This window comes from Salinimicrobium profundisediminis (genome assembly GCF_026241755.1).
GTDB lineage: Bacteria > Bacteroidota > Bacteroidia > Flavobacteriales > Flavobacteriaceae > Salinimicrobium > Salinimicrobium profundisediminis.
Genome location: NZ_JAPJDA010000007.1, coordinates 133,973 through 157,462 on the forward strand (window position 1 = coordinate 133,973; position 23,490 = coordinate 157,462).

21 protein-coding genes are annotated in these 23,490 nt (G+C 40.6%); 4 read left to right on the forward strand and 17 right to left on the reverse strand.

Annotated elements, in window-relative coordinates; translation table 11 throughout:
• Positions 1-5: 5 nt before the first annotated feature.
• The 4 genes from OQ279_RS05920 to OQ279_RS05935 form a co-directional block, all read right to left on the reverse strand.
• Positions 6-794 carry a PhzF family phenazine biosynthesis protein gene (locus OQ279_RS05920; protein ID WP_266068922.1) on the reverse strand — a complete coding sequence of 263 codons (789 nt, stop codon included), beginning with the start codon at positions 792-794 and terminating at the stop codon, positions 6-8.
• Positions 795-885: 91 nt separating this feature from the next.
• Positions 886-1,893 carry an LLM class flavin-dependent oxidoreductase gene (locus tag OQ279_RS05925; RefSeq protein WP_266068923.1) on the reverse strand — a complete coding sequence of 336 codons (1,008 nt, stop codon included), beginning with the start codon at positions 1,891-1,893 and terminating at the stop codon, positions 886-888.
• 217 nt (positions 1,894-2,110) lie between these two features.
• Positions 2,111-4,654 carry an ABC transporter permease gene (locus OQ279_RS05930; protein WP_266068924.1) on the reverse strand — a complete coding sequence of 848 codons (2,544 nt, stop codon included), beginning with the start codon at positions 4,652-4,654 and terminating at the stop codon, positions 2,111-2,113.
• Positions 4,641-5,324, reverse strand: coding sequence for an ABC transporter ATP-binding protein (locus tag OQ279_RS05935; protein ID WP_266068925.1), 684 nt, complete (start codon positions 5,322-5,324; stop codon positions 4,641-4,643). The genes OQ279_RS05930 and OQ279_RS05935 overlap by 14 nt, the downstream gene beginning before the upstream one ends.
• A gap of 60 nt (positions 5,325-5,384) precedes the next feature.
• Between OQ279_RS05935 and OQ279_RS05940 the strand changes: the two genes are divergently transcribed.
• Entirely contained in the window at positions 5,385-6,098 is a 714-nt protein-coding gene (locus OQ279_RS05940) for an arylesterase (protein WP_266068926.1), read from the forward strand.
• Between the two features lie 65 nt (positions 6,099-6,163).
• Here the strand turns inward: OQ279_RS05940 and OQ279_RS05945 are convergent, their stop codons facing one another.
• From OQ279_RS05945 to OQ279_RS05960, 4 genes are all read right to left on the reverse strand, one after another.
• The gene (locus OQ279_RS05945; RefSeq protein ID WP_266068927.1) at positions 6,164-6,631 is read right to left on the reverse strand and encodes a DinB family protein; all 468 of its coding nucleotides are present in this window, start codon (positions 6,629-6,631) and stop codon (positions 6,164-6,166) included.
• A 124-nt stretch (positions 6,632-6,755) separates the two neighbouring features.
• Positions 6,756-7,151 (reverse strand): hypothetical protein, encoded by a 396-nt coding sequence (locus tag OQ279_RS05950; protein ID WP_266068928.1) that lies wholly within the window; start codon positions 7,149-7,151, stop codon positions 6,756-6,758.
• Positions 7,152-7,338: 187 nt separating this feature from the next.
• Positions 7,339-7,803, reverse strand: a complete 465-nt coding sequence (locus tag OQ279_RS05955) for a hypothetical protein (RefSeq protein ID WP_266068929.1) — start codon at positions 7,801-7,803, stop codon at positions 7,339-7,341.
• Positions 7,804-7,869: 66 nt separating this feature from the next.
• Positions 7,870-8,955 carry an endonuclease/exonuclease/phosphatase family protein gene (locus OQ279_RS05960; protein ID WP_266068930.1) on the reverse strand — a complete coding sequence of 362 codons (1,086 nt, stop codon included), beginning with the start codon at positions 8,953-8,955 and terminating at the stop codon, positions 7,870-7,872.
• 252 nt (positions 8,956-9,207) lie between these two features.
• On the opposite strand from OQ279_RS05960, the gene OQ279_RS05965 reads away from it, so the two are divergent.
• Positions 9,208-9,873, forward strand: a complete 666-nt coding sequence (locus tag OQ279_RS05965) for a response regulator (protein WP_266068931.1) — start codon at positions 9,208-9,210, stop codon at positions 9,871-9,873.
• 175 nt (positions 9,874-10,048) lie between these two features.
• Here OQ279_RS05965 and OQ279_RS05970 read toward each other — a convergent pair whose 3' ends face one another.
• The 8 genes from OQ279_RS05970 to OQ279_RS06005 form a co-directional block, all read right to left on the reverse strand.
• On the reverse strand, positions 10,049-10,798 hold the full coding sequence (locus OQ279_RS05970; protein WP_266068946.1) for a LytR/AlgR family response regulator transcription factor: 750 nt from the start codon (positions 10,796-10,798) through the stop codon (positions 10,049-10,051).
• A gap of 13 nt (positions 10,799-10,811) precedes the next feature.
• Positions 10,812-11,123, reverse strand: a complete 312-nt coding sequence (locus OQ279_RS05975; protein WP_266068932.1) for a 2TM domain-containing protein — start codon at positions 11,121-11,123, stop codon at positions 10,812-10,814.
• Positions 11,123-12,448, reverse strand: coding sequence for a 2TM domain-containing protein (locus OQ279_RS05980; protein ID WP_266068933.1), 1,326 nt, complete (start codon positions 12,446-12,448; stop codon positions 11,123-11,125). Before OQ279_RS05980 ends, OQ279_RS05975 begins: the two co-directional genes overlap by 1 nt.
• Before the next feature lie 79 nt (positions 12,449-12,527).
• A complete protein-coding gene (locus OQ279_RS05985) occupies positions 12,528-13,163 on the reverse strand; it encodes a hypothetical protein (RefSeq protein WP_266068934.1) in 636 nt (211 codons plus the stop codon).
• Between the two features lie 113 nt (positions 13,164-13,276).
• The gene (locus OQ279_RS05990; protein WP_266068935.1) at positions 13,277-15,433 is read right to left on the reverse strand and encodes a TonB-dependent receptor; all 2,157 of its coding nucleotides are present in this window, start codon (positions 15,431-15,433) and stop codon (positions 13,277-13,279) included.
• A 664-nt stretch (positions 15,434-16,097) separates the two neighbouring features.
• Positions 16,098-17,588, reverse strand: coding sequence for a GFO_1087 family putative carboxy terminal peptidase (locus OQ279_RS05995; protein ID WP_266068936.1), 1,491 nt, complete (start codon positions 17,586-17,588; stop codon positions 16,098-16,100).
• A 439-nt stretch (positions 17,589-18,027) separates the two neighbouring features.
• On the reverse strand, positions 18,028-18,744 hold the full coding sequence (locus OQ279_RS06000; RefSeq protein ID WP_266068937.1) for a DUF3307 domain-containing protein: 717 nt from the start codon (positions 18,742-18,744) through the stop codon (positions 18,028-18,030).
• Entirely contained in the window at positions 18,741-19,340 is a 600-nt protein-coding gene (locus OQ279_RS06005) for a SatD family protein (protein WP_266068938.1), read from the reverse strand. The genes OQ279_RS06000 and OQ279_RS06005 overlap by 4 nt, the downstream gene beginning before the upstream one ends.
• 568 nt (positions 19,341-19,908) lie before the next feature.
• Between OQ279_RS06005 and OQ279_RS06010 the strand changes: the two genes are divergently transcribed.
• A complete protein-coding gene (locus OQ279_RS06010; RefSeq protein ID WP_266068939.1) occupies positions 19,909-20,652 on the forward strand; it encodes an energy transducer TonB in 744 nt (247 codons plus the stop codon).
• 114 nt (positions 20,653-20,766) lie between these two features.
• Here OQ279_RS06010 and asnB read toward each other — a convergent pair whose 3' ends face one another.
• The gene (asnB, locus tag OQ279_RS06015) at positions 20,767-22,458 is read right to left on the reverse strand and encodes an asparagine synthase B (protein ID WP_266068940.1); all 1,692 of its coding nucleotides are present in this window, start codon (positions 22,456-22,458) and stop codon (positions 20,767-20,769) included.
• A gap of 384 nt (positions 22,459-22,842) precedes the next feature.
• On the opposite strand from asnB, the gene OQ279_RS06020 reads away from it, so the two are divergent.
• Positions 22,843-23,382, forward strand: a complete 540-nt coding sequence (locus OQ279_RS06020) for a DUF4494 domain-containing protein (protein ID WP_266068941.1) — start codon at positions 22,843-22,845, stop codon at positions 23,380-23,382.
• Positions 23,383-23,490: the final 108 nt, after the last annotated feature.

The window sequence follows — 23,490 nt, forward strand, 5'->3', positions numbered from 1 at the left end:
AATTATTATTCAGTCCATAGTTTTCCCACAAAATAAGTCCGTGCTTTCCCTGCGACTTCAACCCTTTCTTTTTTATCTCTGCACAAGAGTTGGCCACCGCGTTCAGACAATTGCATGGCTGTCATTTCATTTTTGCCAAGTACTTCACTCCAGTAGGGGGTGAGGGAACAATGTGCAGAACCCGTCACAGGATCTTCAAATACCGAAGCTCTCGGGGTGAAGAACCGGGAAACAAAATCACACTGGCTGCCTTTTGCAGTGACAATGACGCCACCGGTACCCAACTCGAGTTGATCAAAGTAAGCACGATCAATCTTAATATCTTTTACTTCCTGTTCGCTGTTGTAAACTAAAACGTAATCGCGAGCTTTCAGAATTTCCTGTGGCTGTATGTTAAGGGAATCTTTGAGAAGCTGAGGTAAGGTGGTGGAGGCAGGTTTTCTTGCCGGGAGGTCTAGCACATAAAGATCACCGGTTACCTTTACCGTAAGGGTGCCGTTAGAGGTCTCAAAAATGATACTTTGCCCCGGGTATTTCCTGATTTCTTTTAAGGCATGTGCAGTAGCCAGTGTGGCATGACCACAAAGATCCATTTCCATTTCGGGGGTAAACCATCTAAGGTGGAAGGTATAGCCTAAATCTACGAAAAAAGCCGTTTCGGCAACTGCATTTTCCCTGGCGATTTTCAGAAGGAGATCATCGGGAAGCCACTCAGATAAAGGTACTACACAGGCCGGATTTCCACTAAAAAGTCCGTTTGTAAAAGCATTGATTTGATAAACGTGTAATTGCATGATTAAAAATAACAATTAACCGGCAGGGATTCTGCTTTTCAAATAGTATTTTCTTTACTCCACCGCTATACCTTCCAAAAAGGGCAAAAAATCACAGTGTTTTCATTATTTCAGAAAAGATCTTATACGACTTCAGCCTGTCGTTGTGATCAAAAATGTGAGAAGCGACCATCACTTCGTTTACTCCTGTTTCTTTAAGGAACTTTGAGGTTTGCTCTTTCACTGTTTCTTTACTTCCAATAAAGGCATATTTCAGCATTCTCTGGAAAGCAGGATTTGCGGCGAGGTCTCTCAATTCGCTGTTCATTTTGACCGGAGGCTGCATATAATCTATATTTCCCGTCATTACGCCCAGCATCATTTTGATGAGGGTAGTCGAAATATTTTCGGCTTCTTCATCGGTGTCGGCTGCAATCACATTAATGCAGGCAATAGTGTAAGGCTTATCGAGGTATTTTGAAGGCTGAAACTTGTTATAATAGATATTCAGCGCTTCAAAAAGTTGTGCCGGCGCAAAATGGCTGGCAAAGGCATAAGGCAGGCCTTTTTCTGCGGCCACGTGTGCACTGTCGGTACTCGAACCCAGTACGTAAATAGGAACATCAACTCCTTCGGCCACTGCAGCGCGCACCTGGGATTTGGCGTTCTCTGCTGAAAAATACTGCTGAATCTCGCTTATCTCTTCCGGGAATTTATAAACCGCCTGCATCCGGTCACTCCTTATGGCATGTGCGGTGACCTGATCTGTACCCGGGGCTCTTCCCAGGCCAAGATCAATCCTGTTTGGGTAAAGGGAGCCAAGCGTTCCAAATTGTTCAGAAACTATAAGAGGAGAGTGGTTTGGCAACATGATTCCGCCGCTGCCCACTCTTATTTTTTTGGTGCCTCCGGCGATATGGCCAATAAGCACAGAAGTTGCCGAACTGGCTATACTTACCATGTTGTGGTGTTCTGCCAGCCAAAACCGTGTATAGCCCATGTCTTCAGCTTTTTGGGCAAGATCAAGGCTGTCTTTAAAAGTTTGTTCAATAGAGGAACCGGCACCCACACTGGCGAGTTCTAGTATAGAATATGGAATAGAAGTAGTATTGTGAGACATAGCAAAATTCAGTTTTAATCAAAGATCGGGATAATACGAAGAATAAGAGAGAATGAAAAATAGCTTTTTTTGATGCTTCAATCGAGATTACCTTATTCGGTAAAAAATCAGATACAAGAAGGAGTTCAAAAGCTTTTTCTGAAGTTCTAAAAAAGTGCTTTTTCGATCTTCTTTACCTGAATTACTTCGGAATAAATTCAGTTCATAACAAAATGCGCTAATAGCTTTCCTTCCGAAGCACTTCTAATGGCGGACTTTTAATTACGCTTATGCTGTTGGTGAGCCCAATAAATATAACCAGTAGGGTAATTGCCGGAAAGAGCACCAAAAATGGAAAAATAGAAGGCGTAAAAACACTGTCAAATAACAGCCAGGCGAGCAACTGACTGCTTAACAGGGAAAGCAGGATGCCCGATAATGTTCCCAGCGCTCCTAAATAAAAATATTCCAGGGCAAGAATTTTTAGAATTTGAAAACTCCGGGCGCCAATAGTGCGCAGCAAGACACTTTCTCTTATTCGCTGAAATTTGCTGGTGCGAACGGCCCCAAGAAGCACAATGATACCGGTAAAAATGCTGAAAAAAGCCATGAAATTAATGAGCCATGCAATTTTATTCAGGAGATCTTCTACGACCGAAATGATTTGCCTGAGATCAAGAATAGAGATATTAGGGAAGGAACTCACCAGTTGCTGTTGTAATGCTGCACTGGCATTATCATTGGGGACTTTTGTAGTGATCACCCGGAATTGTGGCGCATCTTCCAATACTCCCCGCGGGAAGACTATGGTGAAATTTGGTTCCATCTGGCTCCAGTCAACCGCCCTCATACTCTTCACTTCGGTATTCATCATTACTCCCTGTACGTTGAAGGAAATTTTATCTCCAATTATCACCTGTGCATCTTCAGCAAAATTATCACTTATTGAAATAGGGATGAGGTTAGTATCATCAACCTGGCGAATCCATTCTCCGGTGGTAAGGGTTTCAGAATTTTTGAGGGAGTCAGTATAAGTCACCCTGAATTCATGATTAAGCACCCAACGGTTAATCCCCGAGGTAGAATCTTCCCTTATCTGGTTTACGGTTCTTCCTTTAATGCTCTGTATGCGCATAGTAACAATGGGAATATCATTAAGTACCGGGCTCCCGCTATTCTTAATAGTTTGCGTCACCGCCTTTGCCTGCTCCGTCTGCACATCCAGCAAGATCATATTTGGGCTGTTCTTTTGAGCATCTAAAGAAGCCTGTGCAAGTAAAACATCTTTGGAAAAATAGAGTGTGCTAATTAAAAAGGTTCCTACCCCAATAGCCAGTACCAGGGTCAAAGTCTGGTTTTGAGGCCTGAATAGATTCTGAAGGCTCTGCCTTGCCGGAAAGCCCCAGGCAGCAGGGAAATTTTTCCTGATTAGCTTCATGAATAGTGTGGCAATGCCCGCAAGTATTGAGAAGGTCACAACAATTCCCAGCACAAAGGCCAAAGAATATTTCCAGTTTTGCAGCAGCCAGTAAGAGAAAAGAAGGATAAAAAGAAAAATGCCTGCCAATACAGCAAGTTTTGCTTTTCCTTTTTTAGGGTTGCTCTCAGATTGTACTCTTAGGGCCTGTAAAGGGGAGACGTACAGCGTGCCAATAAGCGGAATTAAAGCAAACAAAACTGCCATAAACAGCCCCAGCAAAATTCCTAAAATGATAATTTGAAGTTTAAAACTAACCTGGATGTTTACCGGTAAAAGACCTTCGAGCAGTAAAGGAAATAGCTGCTGTAAAAGCAAACCTGCAATAGTGCCTATAATTCCACCAAGAACGCCCATAGCCGCAATTTGGAGAAGGTATATCATAAAAGACTGCCTTTTTGTTGCTCCCAGGCATTTTAAGATTGCAACCGATTTCAATTTACCTTTAATGTAAATATTTATTGCACTTGCAATCCCTACGCACCCAAGAAGTAAGGCTATAAAGGCTACGAGGTTGAGAAATTTCCCAAAGTTGTCGTAACGCCTGCCAAGTCTTTCACTGGTAGCGGTGTGGGTGTCAAGATCGGCTTCCAGTTTGTCCAGTTGCGGGTCCAGTACTTCGTCCAGCTGTTCAAGATCTGTATTTGCTGCTGCAGTGAAATAATAATCGTAAGAGATACGGCTCCCGGTTTGAATCAGGCCTGTTTCTTCGATAAGATGGTGTGGAATAACAACAGGTGGGGCAACAGAGCTAAAGAATGAATTGCTGCCGGGAATAGATGTTAAAGCTCCGGCAATAGGCAGGGTTACTTTTCCTATTTTAATGCTGTCGCCTGGGCTTAGGTTGAACTGGCGCATTGCAGTGGCATCAACCAAAGCGCCGCCGGTTTGCTGATAGGTCTTTCCTGCCGTAGCAGGGCGGGTTTCCAGCTCTCCATAAAAAGGGAAATCGCCTTCAATTCCTCTTACCTGCACCAGCCTGGTTGTGCCATTTCGGGGAAAGGCAGCCATCGAGGTAAAACTTATTTCCCTGGCAGGGGCACCTCCTAAAGAATCAATGATAGAGAGTACTTCAGGAGTGGGAGCCTGGTCAAGGTCAATTTTATAATCGGCACCCATCATGGCTTTAGATTGCAGTGCGATATTGTCTTTAAGGCTTTCTCCAAAAGATTGTATAGAAACCACGGCAGCAATCCCCAAAATAATCGAGGCCATGAAAAGGCTCAGTTTGCGGCCACTTGCTTTTCCGTCGCGCCAGGCCATTTTTATTAGCCAGTAGAAGCTCCCGGTGTTAGTGCTGCTCATGAGTCTCTACAATTTTTCCACCTTTGAGGTGCAGAATACGCTGTGTCATTTTTGCGAGCTCAAGGTCGTGCGTGACGATGATCAACGTGGTTCCTGCCTGTTTGTTGAGCTCAAACAAGAGTTCAATAATTTTTTCTCCTGTTTCGGCATCAAGATTTCCTGTGGGTTCATCGGCGAAGAGGATGGTGGGCCGGTTCGAAAAAGCCCTGGCTACTGCTACCCGCTGTTGTTCCCCGCCCGAAAGCTGTGAAGGATAATGATCAAATCGGCCGCCCAGGCCAACTTTTTCGAGTAAATCTTTTCCAACTTCCGAAGCATTTCTGGCACCCTGTAGCTCAAGCGGAACAGCAACATTCTCTAAAGCCGTTAAAGTGGGAAGTAATTGAAAATCCTGAAAGACAAAGCCGACCTTTTGATTGCGGAGTACTGCCCGCTCATCTTCTGAAAGCGCAGTCAACCCGGTGCCGCAGAGTTCAATACTGCCGCTATCGGGCTTATCCAGCCCCGCACAAAGCCCCAACAAGGTGGTTTTACCGCTGCCCGAAGGCCCCACAATCGCAAAGGTTTCTTTCTCTTCAACATCAAAACTTATGTCGTGGAGCACGGTAAGCAACCTTGAGCCGCTCGAAAAGCTTTTCTTCAGGTTGTGCACGTTCAATATTTTTGTCATCTTTAGTTCGCTTTCAAAAAAAGCAAAATAAGAAATGATTTTCACTTCAAGCCTGTAGCCATGAGAAACCTGTTGTTTTTGCTATTTTTGACACTGCTGTTATTTTCTTCCTGTAAACAAACCGAAAAAGAAGCGCATGAGGCTGAAAAAAATGTTGCTTCGGAAGTTGAAAATGAAACTGAAGATACTGATGCTCCTGAAGATGCTGGAGACACTGGTACTATCCTGTTTTTTGGGGACAGCCTTACCGCAGCTATGGGTCTTGATCCTGCTGAAGGTTATCCGGCAGAAATTCAGAAGATCATCGATTCCCTGGGGCTTAATTACAGGGTGGTAAATGCCGGACTTAGTGGGGAAACCACCGCGGCCGGAAAAAACAGGATCAACTGGGTGCTTAACCAGGAGGTTGATGTTTTTGTACTGGCTCTGGGCGCTAACGATGGCCTTCGCGGAATTGCAGTAGAGGAGACCCGGAAGAACCTGCAGGCCATTATTGATATGGTGCGGCAAAAAAATCCTGATGTGGAGATCATCCTGGCCGGAATGCAGATTCCGCCGAATTTAGGAACAGAATACACTACAGATTTTAAGGAACTCTTCCCCGAACTGGCCCGGCAAAACAATATTCATCTTATTCCTTTTTTACTGGAAGGAGTGGCAGGTGATCCAGAGCTTAACCAGCAGGATGGGATTCATCCAACAGCCGAAGGTTATGATATTGTAGCTATGAACGTGTGGGAAGTTCTTGAACCTGTAATTACAGAAAAAGATTAGGTGTCAAAAATGGCATTTTTGACAGGTCTTTCACAATGTGTTATTAGTTGTAGTGCTTTTATTTTTCAGTCCCATATTCCCGGGCGGGTAACTTTCATTGCTCTTAAGTACGAAAGAAATTGTCCTGCGTGAACAGATTCATGATAACCTATTCTCAATAAATATTTTCCCAGGATTTTCATTTCTCCATTTCCGGGATGAACAATGTGGGTTTCACTTAATTCGGGATCAGAAAATTTTTGAATACTTTCTAAAAATGCTTTTCTATAGGGTTCGGCAAATTCCAGTTCGTCAGAAACACTAACAAAAGGTCTATTTTCACAGGGTGTTTTATAATTCAACATACTCCCATTGTTGATTATAATATTCCATCCATAATCAGCTTCTAAAACGTGCCTGATCATTTCAATTGCAGTCATTGCTTTTTCGTCAGGTTTCCAATTGTAATAGTTTTTAGGAAGTGCTTTCCAAATCTTTATACTTCTTTGCCTTATTTCTGAAAGATTTAAAATGATAAGTTCCGATTGGGTCATTTTCTTAAATTTTAAAAACTCGAATAACGCAAGTTGCGGCTTGGGAATACAAGTTTATCAGTTAAATACTGTTTTTAAAAGGTAGTCAAAAGTGCCATTTTCAAGAAGTAATCCACAATTTGTGTTATTTACTATAGCCAGTTTTTTCAATAATTTTCTTGATCTCTTTTTTATTTGGTAGCCATAGCCATAGTCCGATAATTCCTGTAAATATTGACATTTTGAAGTTGTCATTATTTTTCTTTTTAGAAACAGGTATATATTTTCGCTCAAAAGATCTGAAACGATATGAATAGATTAACTGGTAAATACTTAGGATAATTCCACCGAAAAATATTGCTGTGAACCAAAGGGTTATTAGGCCACTGTCCGTTATTTGGTTTTTTAGGATAAAAATAAAACCACCTATTAAAATTATTCCGATAAATCCAAGATAAAGTGCAGTTAAAACTATTAATCCGATCCTAAATCTTCTAATATCGGATCTAAATTTGTCTGGATGTAGAACTGCAAAATACACTTAATAAGATTTTACAATAACTTTTTAAATTGCCCACAACGGTCTTGGTTACGGCAAGTGGCGTGGAGTAGGGACGCGTCCTTGTCGGCTTAGTTGGTTTTTAATTGGTCTCTAAAATAGCACTTTTCACTATAATGCCCGCTATTTGCTCGTAACCGATGTTGTGCGCTGGCATTCTTCTAAATTTTTATTCTTTTTCAGTTTCTTTATCGTAAATCGAAAATGAGATTTCTTCCATACAGTTTTGACAATCTATCATTCTTAATTTATAATCTGATAGGTCAATATTAAATAAATGATCTGAGTCCCTGTGGACGGAAATGTTTCTACCATCTAAATTTATAAAGTTCATTTGATCAATTTGATAGAGATTTTTATCTACTTGAATTATTTTTATGAAAATTTGTTTATTATCACTCAAACGGGATACAGAATCGAAAATATTTCTCATACTTGGGATTATTTCCAAGTGAAAATTTAAGGAATCTATTTTTCTAGAATATTTTATTATGTGTTTATTGTCAGATATTTTCATCTGAACTTGGTAGTTTTCATTTTCAGTAAATGAATCATATTTGTCTGATTCTTGATTCTGTGCAGAGGAGTTACTCCAAAAAATCATCCTAAGAAATATAAAGAAAATACTTTTCATCTTTTAGCAGGATTTTTTTTGCTTGCGCACAACTTCCGAATAAAAATAAAAAACTATAAAGAATATTCAGGATTGATGTGACTCAGGATGTTGGCCTTTGTCTATTTTTTCTTCGGCCCATTCTTTTTCTTCTTCATCGGGTTCTTCGGTTTCACCATTGCCATTTTTCTCTACGTTTTCAGGTTGATAGACAAGTTTAATGAACATAGGGAAGTGGTCTGATCCCATTTTTTCCAGTCTTTTTAAGCTGAGCAGCAGAAAATCGCTGCTGTGGAAAACATGGTCCAGAGGCCACCTGAAAACGGGATATTGTGCATGAAATGTATTGTAAAAGCCACGACCAATACGCGGATCAAGTAGTCCGCTTAAACGAAGGAAAAGTTTCGTGGTCCTTGACCAGGCCACGTCATTAAGATCTCCAAACACGAGCGTAGCATTTTTACCATCTATTTCTCTTCCTACCAGCAGTAGCTCTGCATCGCGATTTGTGGAAGTATCATCTTCTGAAGGGCTTGGAGGCTTGGGGTGAAGGCAGTGAATATTTACCTTTTCTCCCGATCTTAGTTTTACCTTACCGTGAATTGAAGGAATTTCTTCTGAAATGATATATTTAACATGAATATCCTCCAGCTCAAGTTTTGAGTAGAGGTGCATTCCGTAGAGGTTTTTAAGCGGAATCTTTACCGTATAGGAATATTCTTCTTCTATGCGACTTAGCTCTTTTTCCCATGTTTCATCACTTTCGAGGGTAAGAACAAGGTCGGGGTTCTCCCGAATTATGAGTTTAACGAGCTTATCGTATTTAGTATTGGTTGTAAGTACATTGCTCACAAGTATTGACACCTGTCTTTCTACCTCCTTTCCCCGGTATACTTTTACCTGTTTTGAAGCCAGGTAAGTGTAGGGATAGATCTTTGTTGCCTGGTAGATAAAGCTTAATCCTACCACCACGGTTATGATCGTCTCCCATATCGAACTAAAGTCGAAAGCTACGGCATTGTAGATCATCACCGCAAGGATAAGAACACTTATCTGCAATCTGGGAAAATCGAAATCTCTAATCCACCACTGGTCAAACCGGCTTATTGAGGCCGCTGTGGGAAACAGGATAATAAAACTGAGGATGTAAGCAGTTACTTCTGCAATATTCATATTCTTGTTTAAGATGGCTGCTTCAAATATACTGTTTTGAGTTTATTTGAAAACCTGCACAGTTCTTTTATTGCTGAATTCTTTTAAACTCAAGCTGCTAAGGGTGCAGCAGCGGGAAGTATTGAAATAAATAAATTCAAACGTTTTCGTTTTTTTTAGTGAATTACGGTTTTCCGTAATAGAACCTGAATTGTTTGTCTTAATTTTGGGGCAAAGAAAGTCATTAAAGTGGGTTTACCTGTTCAAAGAGCGATGTTTCAGAAGGTACTTGTAGCAGAAGATATTGACAGTATTAACCTGGCAGTTGCCGGATTACTGAATGATCTTGGAATATGCACGGTAGAACATGCCCAATATTGCGATGAAGCATGGTTGCTTTTTAAAAAGGCAAAAAGGGAAGGGAGTCCATTTGATCTTCTTATTTGTGACCTGTCTTTCAGGCCCGATCATCGTCCTGAGAAATTAAGGTCGGGTAAAGAGTTGATTTCAGCGGTTAAAGAAGAAGACCCCGATTTAAAGGTGTTGGTAAACACTATTGAAGATAATCCACAAACTGTTCGCACCCTTTGGGAATCGGGTAATATTGATGGATATGTCTCTAAAGACCGGCATGGAATGCGCGACCTCAGGGAGGCAATTCAGGCGGTCAACAAAGGTGATAAGTACAATTCTTTGCGCATTGAAAGACTTTTGAGAGACGACACTATTTTAATTCTGGGAGACTGGGAGATGGAACTTTTAAGGTCTATTGCTACAGGCTACACGCAGGATGAAATAGAGGGAGATTTTAAAACAAGGGGAATAACACCAAACAGCAGGAGTTCTATAGAAAAAAGACTAAAAGAGCTTCGCGAAGATTTTGGAGCCAATACAACCCCGCATTTAGTGGGTATATTGAAAGATCTTAAATTGATCTAACTAGATAAAGAAAGGCCGTCATTTTCTGCCATGCTTCCGGGAATGTAGGGTAACCGGAATGCTCGTAGAGAAGGCGGCTTCTTTTTTGACTTGTTTTTGCTCTCAACTCTTATTGAAGTATCTCCATAGGATATGATTTCGTCTGGTTTAGTACAGAAAACAGGCATACTCCCAATCATTGCAACCAATCTTTAAAATCTTTCACGCGTTCCCGGCTTACTATGATCTGTTCCCCATTGTAATCCTTCAGTTTTACTTCAAGCCGCATATTTGAATAGGTGAGTATGTCTTCAATAGCCTCCATTGCGATTATGAATTTTCGACTCACCCTGAAGAATTTTTCAGGATCTAATTCAGGTTCCAGCTTGTCCAGGCTGCCATTCAGCAGGTAGCTTCTGTTTCCGGAAGTATGGAGGTAGCTGGCTTTATTTTCGGAATAAAAACAAACAACTTCTGAAACATCTATGAGTTTTAAATGCTGCCCCACCTGTATGGAGAAGCGCTTCTTAAAACCTGAACCGGGGATGTTTAGCAGAGATTTAAGCTCATTAAAACTTACATTAACATCCCTTTTTTGATGGTTGTTTTGAAACTTTTTAACCGCGGCTGCCAGCTCTTCGTCATCTATAGGCTTCAGGAGGTAATCTATACTATTTAGCTTGAAAGCCTGTAGTGCATATTCGTCATAGGCAGTGGTGAATATTATTGGACTTTTAATTTCAATATCTTCAAAGATTTCAAAGGAAAGCCCATCGCTCAACTGGATGTCCAAAAAGATTAAATCGGGGTGCTGGTTTTTTAAAAACCAATCGCGGGCTTCCTCAACAGAATGCAGGGTGGTTCTTACTTTTACTCCCAGGCTCTCCAACATGCGCTGCAACCTTCGCGCAGATGGTTTTTCGTCTTCAACAATAACTGCTTGTATCATCTATAAAAATTTATTCCCAGGTGTTTCTTTGTTCTTTATCCATAATTTCCCTGATTTTTCGCTCTTCCCAGTTCTTTCCGAAGAAAACATCGGGACCAAAAACATTACACCAATGAAAAAATAGTCCAATTCCCCAAAAGAAGGCAGTGAAGTAATTACCCAGATCCTGCATGCCTTCAATTAAGCCTCTTCCTCTTGTATTCACTGCAATAATGGCAATATTAATAAACAGGTACACCAGCATGTGCACATAAAATCCTTTAATTTTTTTCACCCTTTTTTTAGCGAGTTGATACTGAAAGGATTTATCATTTGTTTCCATTAGTTCCAGGTTTTTGTGCATTGTTTTTCTTTTTCCATCAATTCCTGTATTTTTCGTTCTTCCCAGTTGGCACCGTAACCAAAGACCGAGAAGCCATGAATTACAAGTCCAAGACCCCAGCCTGCCATTGGAAACCAGAACCACTGGAAGTCCCAATAAGTATAGTAGTTAACTAAAACGAGCCCAGGGATCACGAGACAGTAAGAGATTAAATTGCCGTAGAATTCCTTAATCTCTTTTACTCGTCGCTTAGCTTTAAAATATGCATTGTTTTCTGATATATTTTCTGTTTTCATGATGTTGATTTGTTTGGTGAGTATCGGAATTTTTACTGAAAATTTCTCTGAGTCTTTAATAATCTGGACTTCCCGTCGGGTTACAAGACCATACCGGCTAACGATGTTTTGTAGCCCTACTCCCGCACGTTTTTGTAAAACTTCTTTTTCCTGAAGGTTGTTCTCCAGCACCAGGTAACCGTCTTCTTCAAATATTTTAATGCGCAGAGGTTTGTTTTCACTCACTACGTTGTGTTTTATAGTATTTTCCAGCAACAATTGTAATGATAAAGGAACAACTTTGGCTTCCGGGGTTGAAAGTTGCCCGGGAACCTCAAAATAAATGCTGTTTTCAAACCTCATTTTTAAAAGGTTTATATAGGTCACCGCAAATTTAATTTCCTCCTCAAGGTCTACCAGCTCCTTGTCTTTTTGCTCCAGTACATACCTGTAAATCTTGGAAAGACCGGTAGTGAATTTTTGAGCCTGCTCCGGATTTTCTTCAATAAGGGAAGTAAGTACGTTAAGACTATTGAATAAAAAATGCGGATCAATTTGATTCTTAAGGCTCTCAAATTTCGCTGAAGCATTCCCTGCAATAATTTTTTGTTCTGTAACTCTTTTATCCTGGAGTGCTTTATAAAAATACACCAGATGAAAAATAAGCGATATAAAGGCGGTTAAGAATAAGGGAAAAAGATAATAGCTCAGCTTTTCATTGGCTAAGAAATGCTGTACCGTGAAGCCCTGGAAAAGCGTCTCATCTATAAGCCTGCAAAGAAAGAAGCCTATCATTGTAAGCACAATAGAGCCCACAGCTGCCAAAATAATCGTCATTAAATTCGCTCCCTGCCATCCAATCTTCCTGGCAAAAAGGTTGAAGTATGTGGAGTTTAGGGCGGTGAGAACGAAAGAATAAAAAAAGTATGTTCCCCATACACTCCAGTCCATTATGTTTTTCCAACTGTGTGCACCAAAAAGGCTATTTATGAGAACGAGTCCTGCACAAATAATAATTGAGATCTTTATGATTTTGAGGATTTCTTTCACTTTTTTAGTATTTAGATGAGCTAATTTCGGTTTCTTTTCCGGTTTTTTAAATATATTTTTTTTGGGGTACTGTTAAAGACTACTTGTTGTTACATGTCTGTTCAATGAGCTTTTTCATTCTTTCTTCCCCCCATGCGGGAGCCACTGTGGGAGCGTGATCTTCTTCTGCAAAGAGCTCAAGCCCTGCTTCTAAAGTAGGACAATATTTTTTGGGGTCTTCACCATAGTAGGCTGCAGTGCCCATATCCCATTCAGTTTTTGAGAGAAATAACCGGGGGTTGTCTGGGGCTAATTTAGAAGCTTCAGAATAAATTCCTGAAATCACAGGCGCCAGTTTCATTCCGTAGGTTGAAGGGTCTATGGTTAGCCTTGAAGTATGTAACATGGCCTGGAGGATCATGATCTCTATTTTATCGGCATTGCGGTTTTTTGCTTTATCCAGTAAATTCTGGGCTTCTGTAAGCATTTGTTCTTTTTGAGCTCTGTTGGTCACAGGGAAGCTTTCCACGATCTTAATTTGTGATGCATAATAATACGGAAGCCAATTTTCTGCTTCGGCGCCGGCAATACGTTCAAAAAGATTGGCAGCCTCTTCGGGTTTTTGATCTTCCCATAACTCCAGGGCTCTGGTCATTTCTTGCTCATATTGTGTCTGGGCGTTTAAACCAATAGCAGTAAAAAGGGAGAGGGCGATAGTGATGATAAATGCTTGCATAATGAGGTGGTTTTACGGTTAATACTAAAATCTATTTCGAAATTGCAGTTTTTTTGTTCAAGCCTGAATTCATTTTTACTGAACTGTAATATTTTAATGATGAACCGAAATCTTTAGAGATTATCCAGTTGATTTTTGCTTTTATTACTGCTGATGGTCCAGAAGAACCCGACAAAGAAGAACCTGTCGGCTGCCGGGGTAATTGCCTGCCTCTCAAAAATGCCATTTTCGTCAGCCGTTTTTGCGTAATCATAGTTAAAGACGTTCCTGCTACCCAAAACATTGGAGACAGAGAAATAAATGATCTTTTGCTGACTAAGTAGATATGCCCAGTTAAAGCTGAGGCTATTGTAGTTTTTCGTTTTTCTATTCATAAATCCTGGAGTATTGGGATCTTCATAAGGCCTTCCCGAAGCGAAGGTATAGGTGAAACCCGCCTGACTCCTTAATTCCTCAATCCAGAATTTTGTCACCAGGCTTGCTGTGTGGTTGGCGACAAATTGAGGAGTGGTCTTTACCGGGTAATTTCTAAAATTCCGTTGTGAATCAATGAAACTGTAAGAGATCCAATATTGCAGGTTTTCGACACTTTTATCATCCCTAAAAAAGAAATCAGCACCACGGGCGTAACCGTATCCTTCATTGGTATAAGCACTATTATAGCCGGGTTCGGGCGTATTGAACTTAACGAGATCATTGTATTCTTTGTGATATGCTTCTGCCCGTAAAATGTAACCGGGGCGCGTCCATTGATAATTCAAAATGTAATGGGTAGCGGTTTCAGGCTCCAGGGTTTGATCAAATTTTAGTAAATCAGTTTCAGGCTGTTGCAGGTATTGTCCGTAGGCCAGGGAAAGTTGCCCGTCATTTCCGGTTTTCATAGCCATTGAAAGTCGTGGTAACCAGTAAAACTGTTTTTTTAAATCCAGATAAGTACTTCGGAAACCCATTTTGAGCGCAAATTTTTTACTGAATATAAAATCGGCTTCAGCAAATCCTGCTGAAACTTCGGGTTTAATCTGAAGCTCTTCAGGATTTTCAGAAGCAATAAAATCTTCAGAAAAATTTTTATAGATATACTCTCCTCCGAAGTGAAGTTTGATATGATTGTTGAACCTTTTGCTCATTTTCAGTTTTAAATTGGCAGCCAATTCCCGATTTTCAATTTGGGTGAGGTCTATATCAAATTTGTTGCGGCTGTATGAGGCGCTTATTCCGGGGTTAAAACTCCAGCCATTCCCAAGAGCCGATTTATAGGAAAGGTTGGTATAGAGGTTTTCATTTTTCAGGCTAAAGTTTACCGGCTGGGGTTGGTCAATCTCGGGTTGAAGTACTTCGAGGTTGGTAAGCTCATAAGCAGTATACCACTTAAAAATGCCATTTTTGCTATGCTTTCTGTAAACACTTTCACTGCTAAAACTCTGGTATGGTTTTTTAAATTTTGCCTGCTCATTATTGGGCACCAATTTAAGATAAGGGGAAAGGTTGATGTAACCTGTATTTAAAGAGAGGGAAGATTTTTGCCATTTTTGAGTGTGCCCCAGCCCGCCACCCACACTCATGAGCGAAATATTGGTTTCAGTTTGGTCTGGTTCGGCAATAGTATTCAGGAGTAAAACCCCTGAGAGTGCCTGTCCATATTCGGCTGAATAGCCACCTGTAGAAAAAGTTATTCCGTCGAAAAGAAAAGGGGAGTATCTCCCGCGACTGGGCAGGTTATTAGCAGAAGAAGTATAAGGTTGGAATACCCTGAGCCCATCAATAAAGACTGCGGTTTCTCCGGCTGTACCTCCTCTTACAAAAAGACGGCCATCTTCTCCTACCGGCTGAGTGCCGGGAAGGGTTTGTAAAGCGGCCATAAGATCTCCTGCCACCCCTGCCGTGGTAACTACATCAAGAGGTTTTAACACAGTGACTTTAGAGTTGTCTCCCGCAGAAAATGTGCCTGCGCTAAGAGTAACAGCATCAAGAGCCGTAACATCTTCCCTTAGCTTTATAAACAGGTGCTGCGCAGTGTTTACCTGTATCTTTTTGCGTGCGGTTTCAAAAGAAATGTAGGAGATCACGAGGATTTGTTCCCCCCGGTTTTTAGTAGAAAAAGAGAATTCTCCAAAAGAGTTTGTAGTGGCGCCATCATAGGTTCCTTCCAGGTAAACGTTGGCACCGGCAATTGGCTGCTCGTTCCGGTCGGTTACTTTTCCGGAAATTTGATTCTGGGCCTGTAGCGATAATGTAAGGAACAATCCCACCAATGTAAATACCGACTTCATCTTATTAGTTTTTGTAAAGATGAACAGCTTACAATGTTTGCAGAACTAAATTCTACTGAATGGAAGGATTTTAAAGATGAAGTGTGTTTTCAGAGGAAAGTAGTTTTTCTGGGTAGAGTTAGAGCAAAAACCAGAAGATGAAAATTATAGTTCCAAGACTAATAATTCCGGTGAAGATCAATTGACCTTTTAGAAATAGCCAATCCCAGTTAATTTGCGCAAGATATGCCTCAAGGAAAACTTTTTTGTATAATCGTTTTTCTCTTAATCTCATAATTGTGGTATTTGGTCATAGCTATAGAAGCAATACCAATTCCATTTTGAAGAAGCAAGAAGAATAAATACTATGAAATACCTAAAGCTATATGTGGCGAAGAGGTTTAAACGCCTTATTTACAATAGGTTGTGTTTTGTGTAAGTGGTTTCATACAACCCTGTCGATATGTAAATTTCTCCATATAATAATGGCTGAATATGGGGATTTAGCCAATAGATTAACAAAAAATGATGAATTTTTCCACAGAAAGGTGTAGACTAGATAAGAACTAAATTTCTTTGCGTTATTCGTTCATGGGCTTGAACACAAAAAAAGAGGCTCCTTTCGAAGCCTCTTGATTGTCAATCTCTAATTGGATTAGAGAGATTTGAGTTCTTTTAATTCTGGTTATTTTCTTCTGATAATCGCAGGCACCTTATCAAGGTACATTCTCTGGTAGTAAGGTTCAAACATTTCTCCGTCTCCTACAATTTTCAGAGTGCTTTCTGATCTTTTTTGTTGGGCAGAAGCTGCGGCGGCTGGTGAGATTCCCTGTATATGGTTTAAAGCTGCCTGTAAAAATGGTTCATCGGGACTTCCCAGTGTACCAAGATTATTAATGTCTTCCCTCATTTCTACATCAGGCTTCAAGCCGTTAAAGTAATCGGATTTTCCATTGGCGTTGGCCGATTTTAGTACAAGCGGTTGTAGGGCATAGGTATGGTTCTTATTTACTTCGGTATCTTTGGAAAAGTCTTCACTGTCATACAAGGTTACCGAAGCCTGAAATTTACCAGTTGTTGTTTCGCCTATCTGTACTACCTCAATGTAAGGTTCAAGTCCGTTGATGATAAGTTCGCTGGCCGAAGCTGTACTCGCTGTAGTTAAAACATACACTTTTGAAAGGTTAAGACTGTTTATGGTCTCACCGGTTCTTATTTTGCTGTCAAATAGATTCAGCAATCTCTCGGGAGCATTTTCTTCAAAATATTTCTGGTAAGTCTCATTCCACATTTCCTGCATAAATACTTCTCCTTCAAATTGACCGGTGATCATGCTGGCAAGATCTACGGCAGATTCTACATCTCCACCGCCATTGTACCTAAGATCAAGAATGAGTTCATCAACGCCCTGGCTTTTAAGTTCGCCAAAAGCCTGGTTCAATTCGTCATCAAAGTTCCCAATAAAGCTGTTATACATTAGGTATCCCACCTGTATCCCGTCTACTTCAAGAGTTTTCACCACTTGAACCGGGTTTGCAGTGTATGAGGAATGATCAAGAGTAACAGTTTCGTCTGTAAGTACCAGCGTGTTATTTTCCACTTTTCCAATGTTAATGGTAAGGGAGTTTGAATCGAGTAGAGACTCTAGATTGTTTAAGGTGATTTTTTCTCCGTTTATTTCTGTGAAAATAGTTCCGCGGGTAAGACCGGCTTCGGCGGCAGGAGTATTAGGAATAACATACTGAAGAAATCCGAAGAGGTAATTGGTACCGGTAATTCTACCCAAACCAAAATCCATTCCGGCTGTACTGCTGCTTACGCCATTAAATTGATCTTCAAGCGCCTTATAGTCATCTGTAATAAAGCTGAATTTATCGCTGGAAGACTTAAGACTCTCAAAAAGGGATTCCGGAGTGCTGAAGCCAGCGAGATAATCAAGTTTTTCATCTTCAGAATTAAAATAATTATCGGCCAGAACATCAACATCTGCTTTATAAAGGTAGATCTCGTTCATTCCCGAATAGATGAAGTCTTCGACTTCCAGCTCCTGTGCCACCACATTTTCCTCCGGATTCTTCGATGTAGGTTCTTTTTCAAGAACTTCATCGTCTTTAGAACAGGATGTGAAAATGAAGGCAAACGCGGCAAATAGTAAGGTGAAGTTTTTAATCTTCATATAGATGTGAGTTTTAGTAGTTAGGTAGATACTTAAAAAGCTGTGTGTTTACTTTAAAGCAGCAACCGTGCCAGAATAAGTTAAATGGTGTAGGCTAAGATCATTACGGGCTTGAAAGGGCAAATGCTTCTGAAATATTCAGGAGTAACACCTTACAAATTTACCTAAACCAGGTAAATTTTTCTTTCCGAATTCAAAATAATTTCTTCCGAAGTAACCAGTGAAAAATTAGGTGTCAAAAATGCCATTTTTGAGAGGTAATTTCAGAAATATTCAGTTTAAATCATTCTTTTTTTGCTCTTCCTGTTCTCTTTTGTGTACCTGCTTTCTAAGCTTGATCACTGTACACAGCAACAGCAATTAAAACTACTCCTGAAATAATGGCAAAACCCCATGCGGTACCCGACATAATTATTTTTTCTAAAATAGTAAAATCATTTTAGATACTATTTCTCACATAAAAATAAATAAGGCCCGTAACTATGGACAGGGAAAAGCTTAGCAGGGTGCCAATAAGTACGTATTCGGTAAGTTTCCTGTCTTTAGCACGGGTAAGGTCGCTAAAACGTAAAATTGATTTGGCTGCAATGAGCCAGCCAATTGCCGGCCATTGCTGGATGACGATAAATGTAAAGACCAGCAGGCGTTCAAGTATTCCAATATATTTACCGGCCTGGGGCAGGGATTCATTTTCTTTGTCTTCAGGCAAAACCCAGCGATTCATTAACAGCCTCATTATGATTGCAGCCACGGGACCAAGAAATACTATGCAGGTAATGAAAAGCAGTACCACAGGCTGAAGGAATTCCCCCGGTTCTATGGTAAATGCGTGGTAGCTGTAGGTTACTGCAGCAATAACCAAAATATGTGCTACCTGATCAAAAATGAACAGTTTTCCTTTGTGGTAATGCTCCTCAAGATGTAGCTTAAGCAGGTCTATAAAATAGTGAGTGACCACAATTATAAGCATGCCCAGCCAATAAGTGAAGTTGAAGCCCAGCAGCGCCAGCATTACAAAGAAGTGAATGGCAATATGAGCGTAGAGTAGAGGAGAACGATGTTTTTTTTGCCTTTTTTGAGCCACCCAGCTGTCAGGTTGTAACAGGAAATCACCCAGGAGGTGAGCCAAAAGCAATTTTAAAGCAAGTGCTGTCATGGGCGATCAAATTTTTTACGATAAAAGTTTTCAAGCTGCATTATTTCGTCAAACCCACCCCGTTTCAAGGCTTCACTTAAACTACTTTGGGATTTGTTTAATTGTTGAGCCAATTCCGTCTGACTCTTTTCCGGGAATTTAAGAAAAACAGTAATGGTTTTGGCTACCGTAGCACTCCAGTTGTTCATAGTGAGCAGGGCCAGGGAAAAGAGCAGGTTGAAAGTTTCGTCTTTTTCCTGATCTCCTGTACGAATTCCCAGATGTTGCTTTTTTAGATTTTCAAAGCATTCTCCCGAACGAATAAATGCTGAGCCGTTAGATTCACTAATTTTCCTGGCCTTATACTCCTGCTCTCCAATTCCAATTGCCATTCTTACATCAAGCCCCGAAAGTTGCTTAATTCCCGCTTTGATCTGGAAAGCAGCATAAAGGGCTTCTTCAGGATCTAAAATAAGTTGGAAACTATCGCCTCTGGTAATTTCCCATTCCTGAGGTTCCTGGCCGTACTGCTCCAGTATTTCCTTAAGAACAGGAAGCCAGTGTGCTGCCGGCTCGGCTCTTGAATTTACAATATCTCCTGTGATTACTGCTTTCATAGTTTAAATATCGGGTTAATATCCGATATATGCAAATATAGGCTTATAACCCGATAATTTATATTATCGGAATTAAAGCCGATAATATTCCTAAATGTGCTGAAAGAGGAAACTATTTCTTTTACTTCAGGTTCTGTTAGAACAATATATTTTTCTGAAGTAACAAAAGCGGTACACCTCAAGATCTTTGACTAATATAAAAAGCGTCTGAAGGATACAAACACTTCTTCAGAAAGAAAATAAGAGTATTAAACTCCCTGATAGAAGCCCGGCAATAGTCGGGTTTTTTTATGCACAATTCTTTCGATCTATAGCTGGATTCCCGGGGCTGCATGATAAATATCATTATTTAAACCTTAGAGAGTGAGTATCTTTAATATGCTGGTTAATAAATGTTTTAAGCTGAAAATGACGGAAACCAGTCACAGCTCTCTTTAGAAAGACCTGGAAGACTGAAAGAATTTCAGAGTCTTTATAATAGTAAGTTGGGAAGCCTTCCAATTGCAAGTTCCAGAGGATTAATCCTCTTGATATAAAGCTTTAGTAGTTAATTTCTAAATCTACTGTTATGCAATTCAAAAAGAACCCAAAAGCAGATCTTGGAAGAAGGAGCATGATTTTTTTCCAGGTGGGACTTATAATAATGCTCGGCCTCACTTATTATGGTTTGGAATGGAGATCTTATGGCAGTGAAGATGTTGACCTTCAGGAAGTGCAGGTGACCGATTTTGACCAGGAAGATATTCCAATTACACAACTCAACACCCCTCCACCGCCTCCGCCACCTCCACCCCCGCCAATGCCCGAAGTGATAGAAGTTGTAGAAGATAAAATGGAGGTTGAGGAAACAGAGATACGCTCTACCGAAACCAGCCAGGAAGATAAGATAGAGAAGATCATTGAGGTAGAAGAAGTGGCCTATGAAGAGGAAGAAGAAGAGATTGAAAAAGTGCCTTTTATGGTCGTTCAACAAATACCAACTTACCCGGGTTGTGAAGGTATTAAGGACAAGGATGAGCAGAAAAAGTGTATGTCTCAAAAGATCGATGCCCATGTAAGGAAGCATTTCAATGTTCGGATTAGTGAAGAACTGGGGCTCACCGGCATGAACAGGATTTATGTTGTCTTTAAGATCAATGAAAAAGGAGATGTTGCCGATATTAGGGCACGAGGGCCCAATAAGAGGCTGGAAGAGGAAGCAGCACGTGTTGTGAGGTTGTTACCTAAAATGATTCCCGGCAGGCAAAGGGAAAAACCGGTATCAGTAGAATACTCCCTGCCAATAATGTACGAAGTACGGGACCAAATTTAAATCTAAAAAATATGACCAAAAAACCCCTTCAAGGTTCTCACTTTGAAGGGGTTTTATATTAACAGCAATGATTACAGCTAATTTGGCTGAACATTAACGCGAGATTAAAGCCTGTTAAATTGCAGCTTTCTTTTCTTCTTTTTTATAGGCATCTGAATGAACATTGGCAACAGCTCTTCCCGATGGATCGTTCATATTCCTGAATGATTCATCCCACTCTAAAGCTGTAGGCGTACTACAGGCTACAGATGGTACCGATGGTACTGAGAGGGCAGCGGCATCACTCGGGAAATGCTCAGTGAAAATTGAGCGGTAAAAGAACTCTTCCTTGCTCTTTGGCGGTTGCACCGGGAACCTGAAATGGGCATTCTTAAGTTGCTCATCACTTACCTGTGTATTCACCATCTCCTTAAGCGTATCAATCCAGCTGTACCCAACTCCGTCAGAGAATTGTTCTTTTTGCCTCCAGGCCACACTTTCGGGAAGATAGTCTTCAAAAGCTTTTCGCAGCACCCATTTTTCCATGCGTTCACCATTGATCATTTTGTCCTGAGGGTTGATGCGCATGGCAACATCCATAAATTCTTTATCAAGAAAGGGCACTCTCCCTTCAATACCCCAGGCACAAAGCGATTTATTAGCCCTAAGACAATCGTACTGGTGTAGTTTATCCAGTTTTCTCACGGTTTCTTCATGAAACTCTTTGGCATTGGGAGCCTTGTGAAAATACAGGTAACCCCCAAAAATCTCGTCTGCACCTTCTCCCGAAAGTACCATTTTAATCCCCATAGCTTTAATAGCCCTGGCCATTAGATACATAGGCGTGGAAGCCCTTATCGTGGTCACATCATAAGTTTCCAGTTGATAAACCACGTCTTTAATGGCATCAATACCTTCCTGAATGGTAAATTCTATTTCGTGGTGAACCGTATCCAGGTGCTCTGCCACTTTTTTGGCCGCAGCAAGATCGGGTGAACCTTCAAGACCAATGGCGAAGGAGTGAAGTCGCGGCCACCAGGCAGCATCGGCATCGTCACTCTCAATTCGTTTATCTGAATATTTTTTTGCTAAAGCTGAAGTGATCGAAGAATCAAGCCCCCCGGAAAGAAGCACCCCGTAAGGAACATCACTCATCAATTGCCGGTGTACGGCAGCCTCAAGGGCCTTCCGCAGTTCAGCGATGCTGGTTTCGTTGTTCTTTACGTTCTCATAATCCATCCAGTCTCTTTGATACCAGCGTTGAAAACCTTCTTCTTCACTTGATAAATAATGTCCCGGAGGAAATAATTCTATCTTGGTGCAATGGCCTTCCAGTGCCTTTAGTTCTGAAGCCACGTAAAAAGTTCCGTTGGCATCCCAACCTATGTAAAGAGGGATAATACCCATGTGGTCGCGTGCAATTAAGTACTCATCTCTCTCGGCATCATAAATGGCAAAGCCGAAGATCCCATTCATTTCGTCAAGGAACTTTGCACCTTTATCCCGGTAAAGCGGAAGGATCACTTCACAATCAGATTCTGTCTGGAAATTATAAGCTCCTTCAAACTGCTTACGCAGCTCCCTGTGATTATAAATTTCACCATTGGCAGCAAGCACAAGATTTTGGTCTTCACTTATTAAAGGTTGTTTTCCAGAAGTAGGGTCAACTATAGCCAGTCTTTCATGGGCCAAAATAGCTTTTTCGTTACTGTAGATCCCGCTCCAATCGGGCCCGCGGTGACGCAGGCATTTCGCCATACTTAAAAGGCGGGGCCTTAAAGATTCAGATGATTCTTTTAATTCGAAAGCACATACAATTCCACACACAATAATCTAATTTTAAATTTGTATACGATGAGTCACAAATATCTAATAAAAATTTAGTAAGACTAATATTTAGAACAATAATTTTCTTTGAATTAGTTAAAATTATTATGGAAAAACCAAATTATTACTGAAGAAAGAAACTCTAAAATGCCATTTTTGAGGGGTCTAACCTGAAGGAGATTAGGTGAATTAAAACCAGGAGTAGATTTGAGTGGTCCGGAAGCCCGAATCTTAAACACAAATTCTGAAAATATATAGAAATATTCATTGTGTTGAAGTTCAGGTGTTAAAGAAATAGTTTTTCAATTTGTGAATATCTATTACTGAATTCTTTTAGGAACACCTGTCTAAAATGATATTTTTGGCACCCTAAAAAAATGAACTATGAGCGTTATTTGGTATGAATGTAAGGTGAAATACAGAAAAACACATGAGACGGGAGAGCAGAAGGTGACAACCGATACTTACCTGCTTGATGCGGTTTCTTATACAGAGGCCGAATCTCGAATCACAGAGGAGATGAAAACCTTTACCAACGAAGACTTCAGGATCATGAACATCAAAGTGGCGAATTTTTCGGAAGTTCATCCTTTTGAAAATTCTGACAGATGGTTCAAATCAAAAGTTTCCCTGATAGCACTCGATGAGGAGAGCGGGAAGGAAAGAAAAACGAATATTTATCTGCTTGTCCAGGCCAACGACATAAAAGAGGCTTTTGAGAACACTACTACGGCAATGGCCGATACTATGGGAGATTACACCATTCCCGCAATTACCGAATCTCCAATCTTGGATGTTTTCCCATACTTTACAGGGGAAGAAGAGCAGTTAGAAAAATTTGGTGTTGAGACTTCAAATACTTCGGAAGACGATGTTGCCGAAGAAATTTCAGAAGAAGTTTCAGAAGAATCAGAAGCGGTTTAACTTCAGTCATAACAGGCTTCCAAAAATGGCAAAAGAGGCTGTCTGAAAAGGCAGCCTCTTTTTTGTATAAAAAGTTATAGCTGCTTATTTTTAGGCTATGAGCAGAAA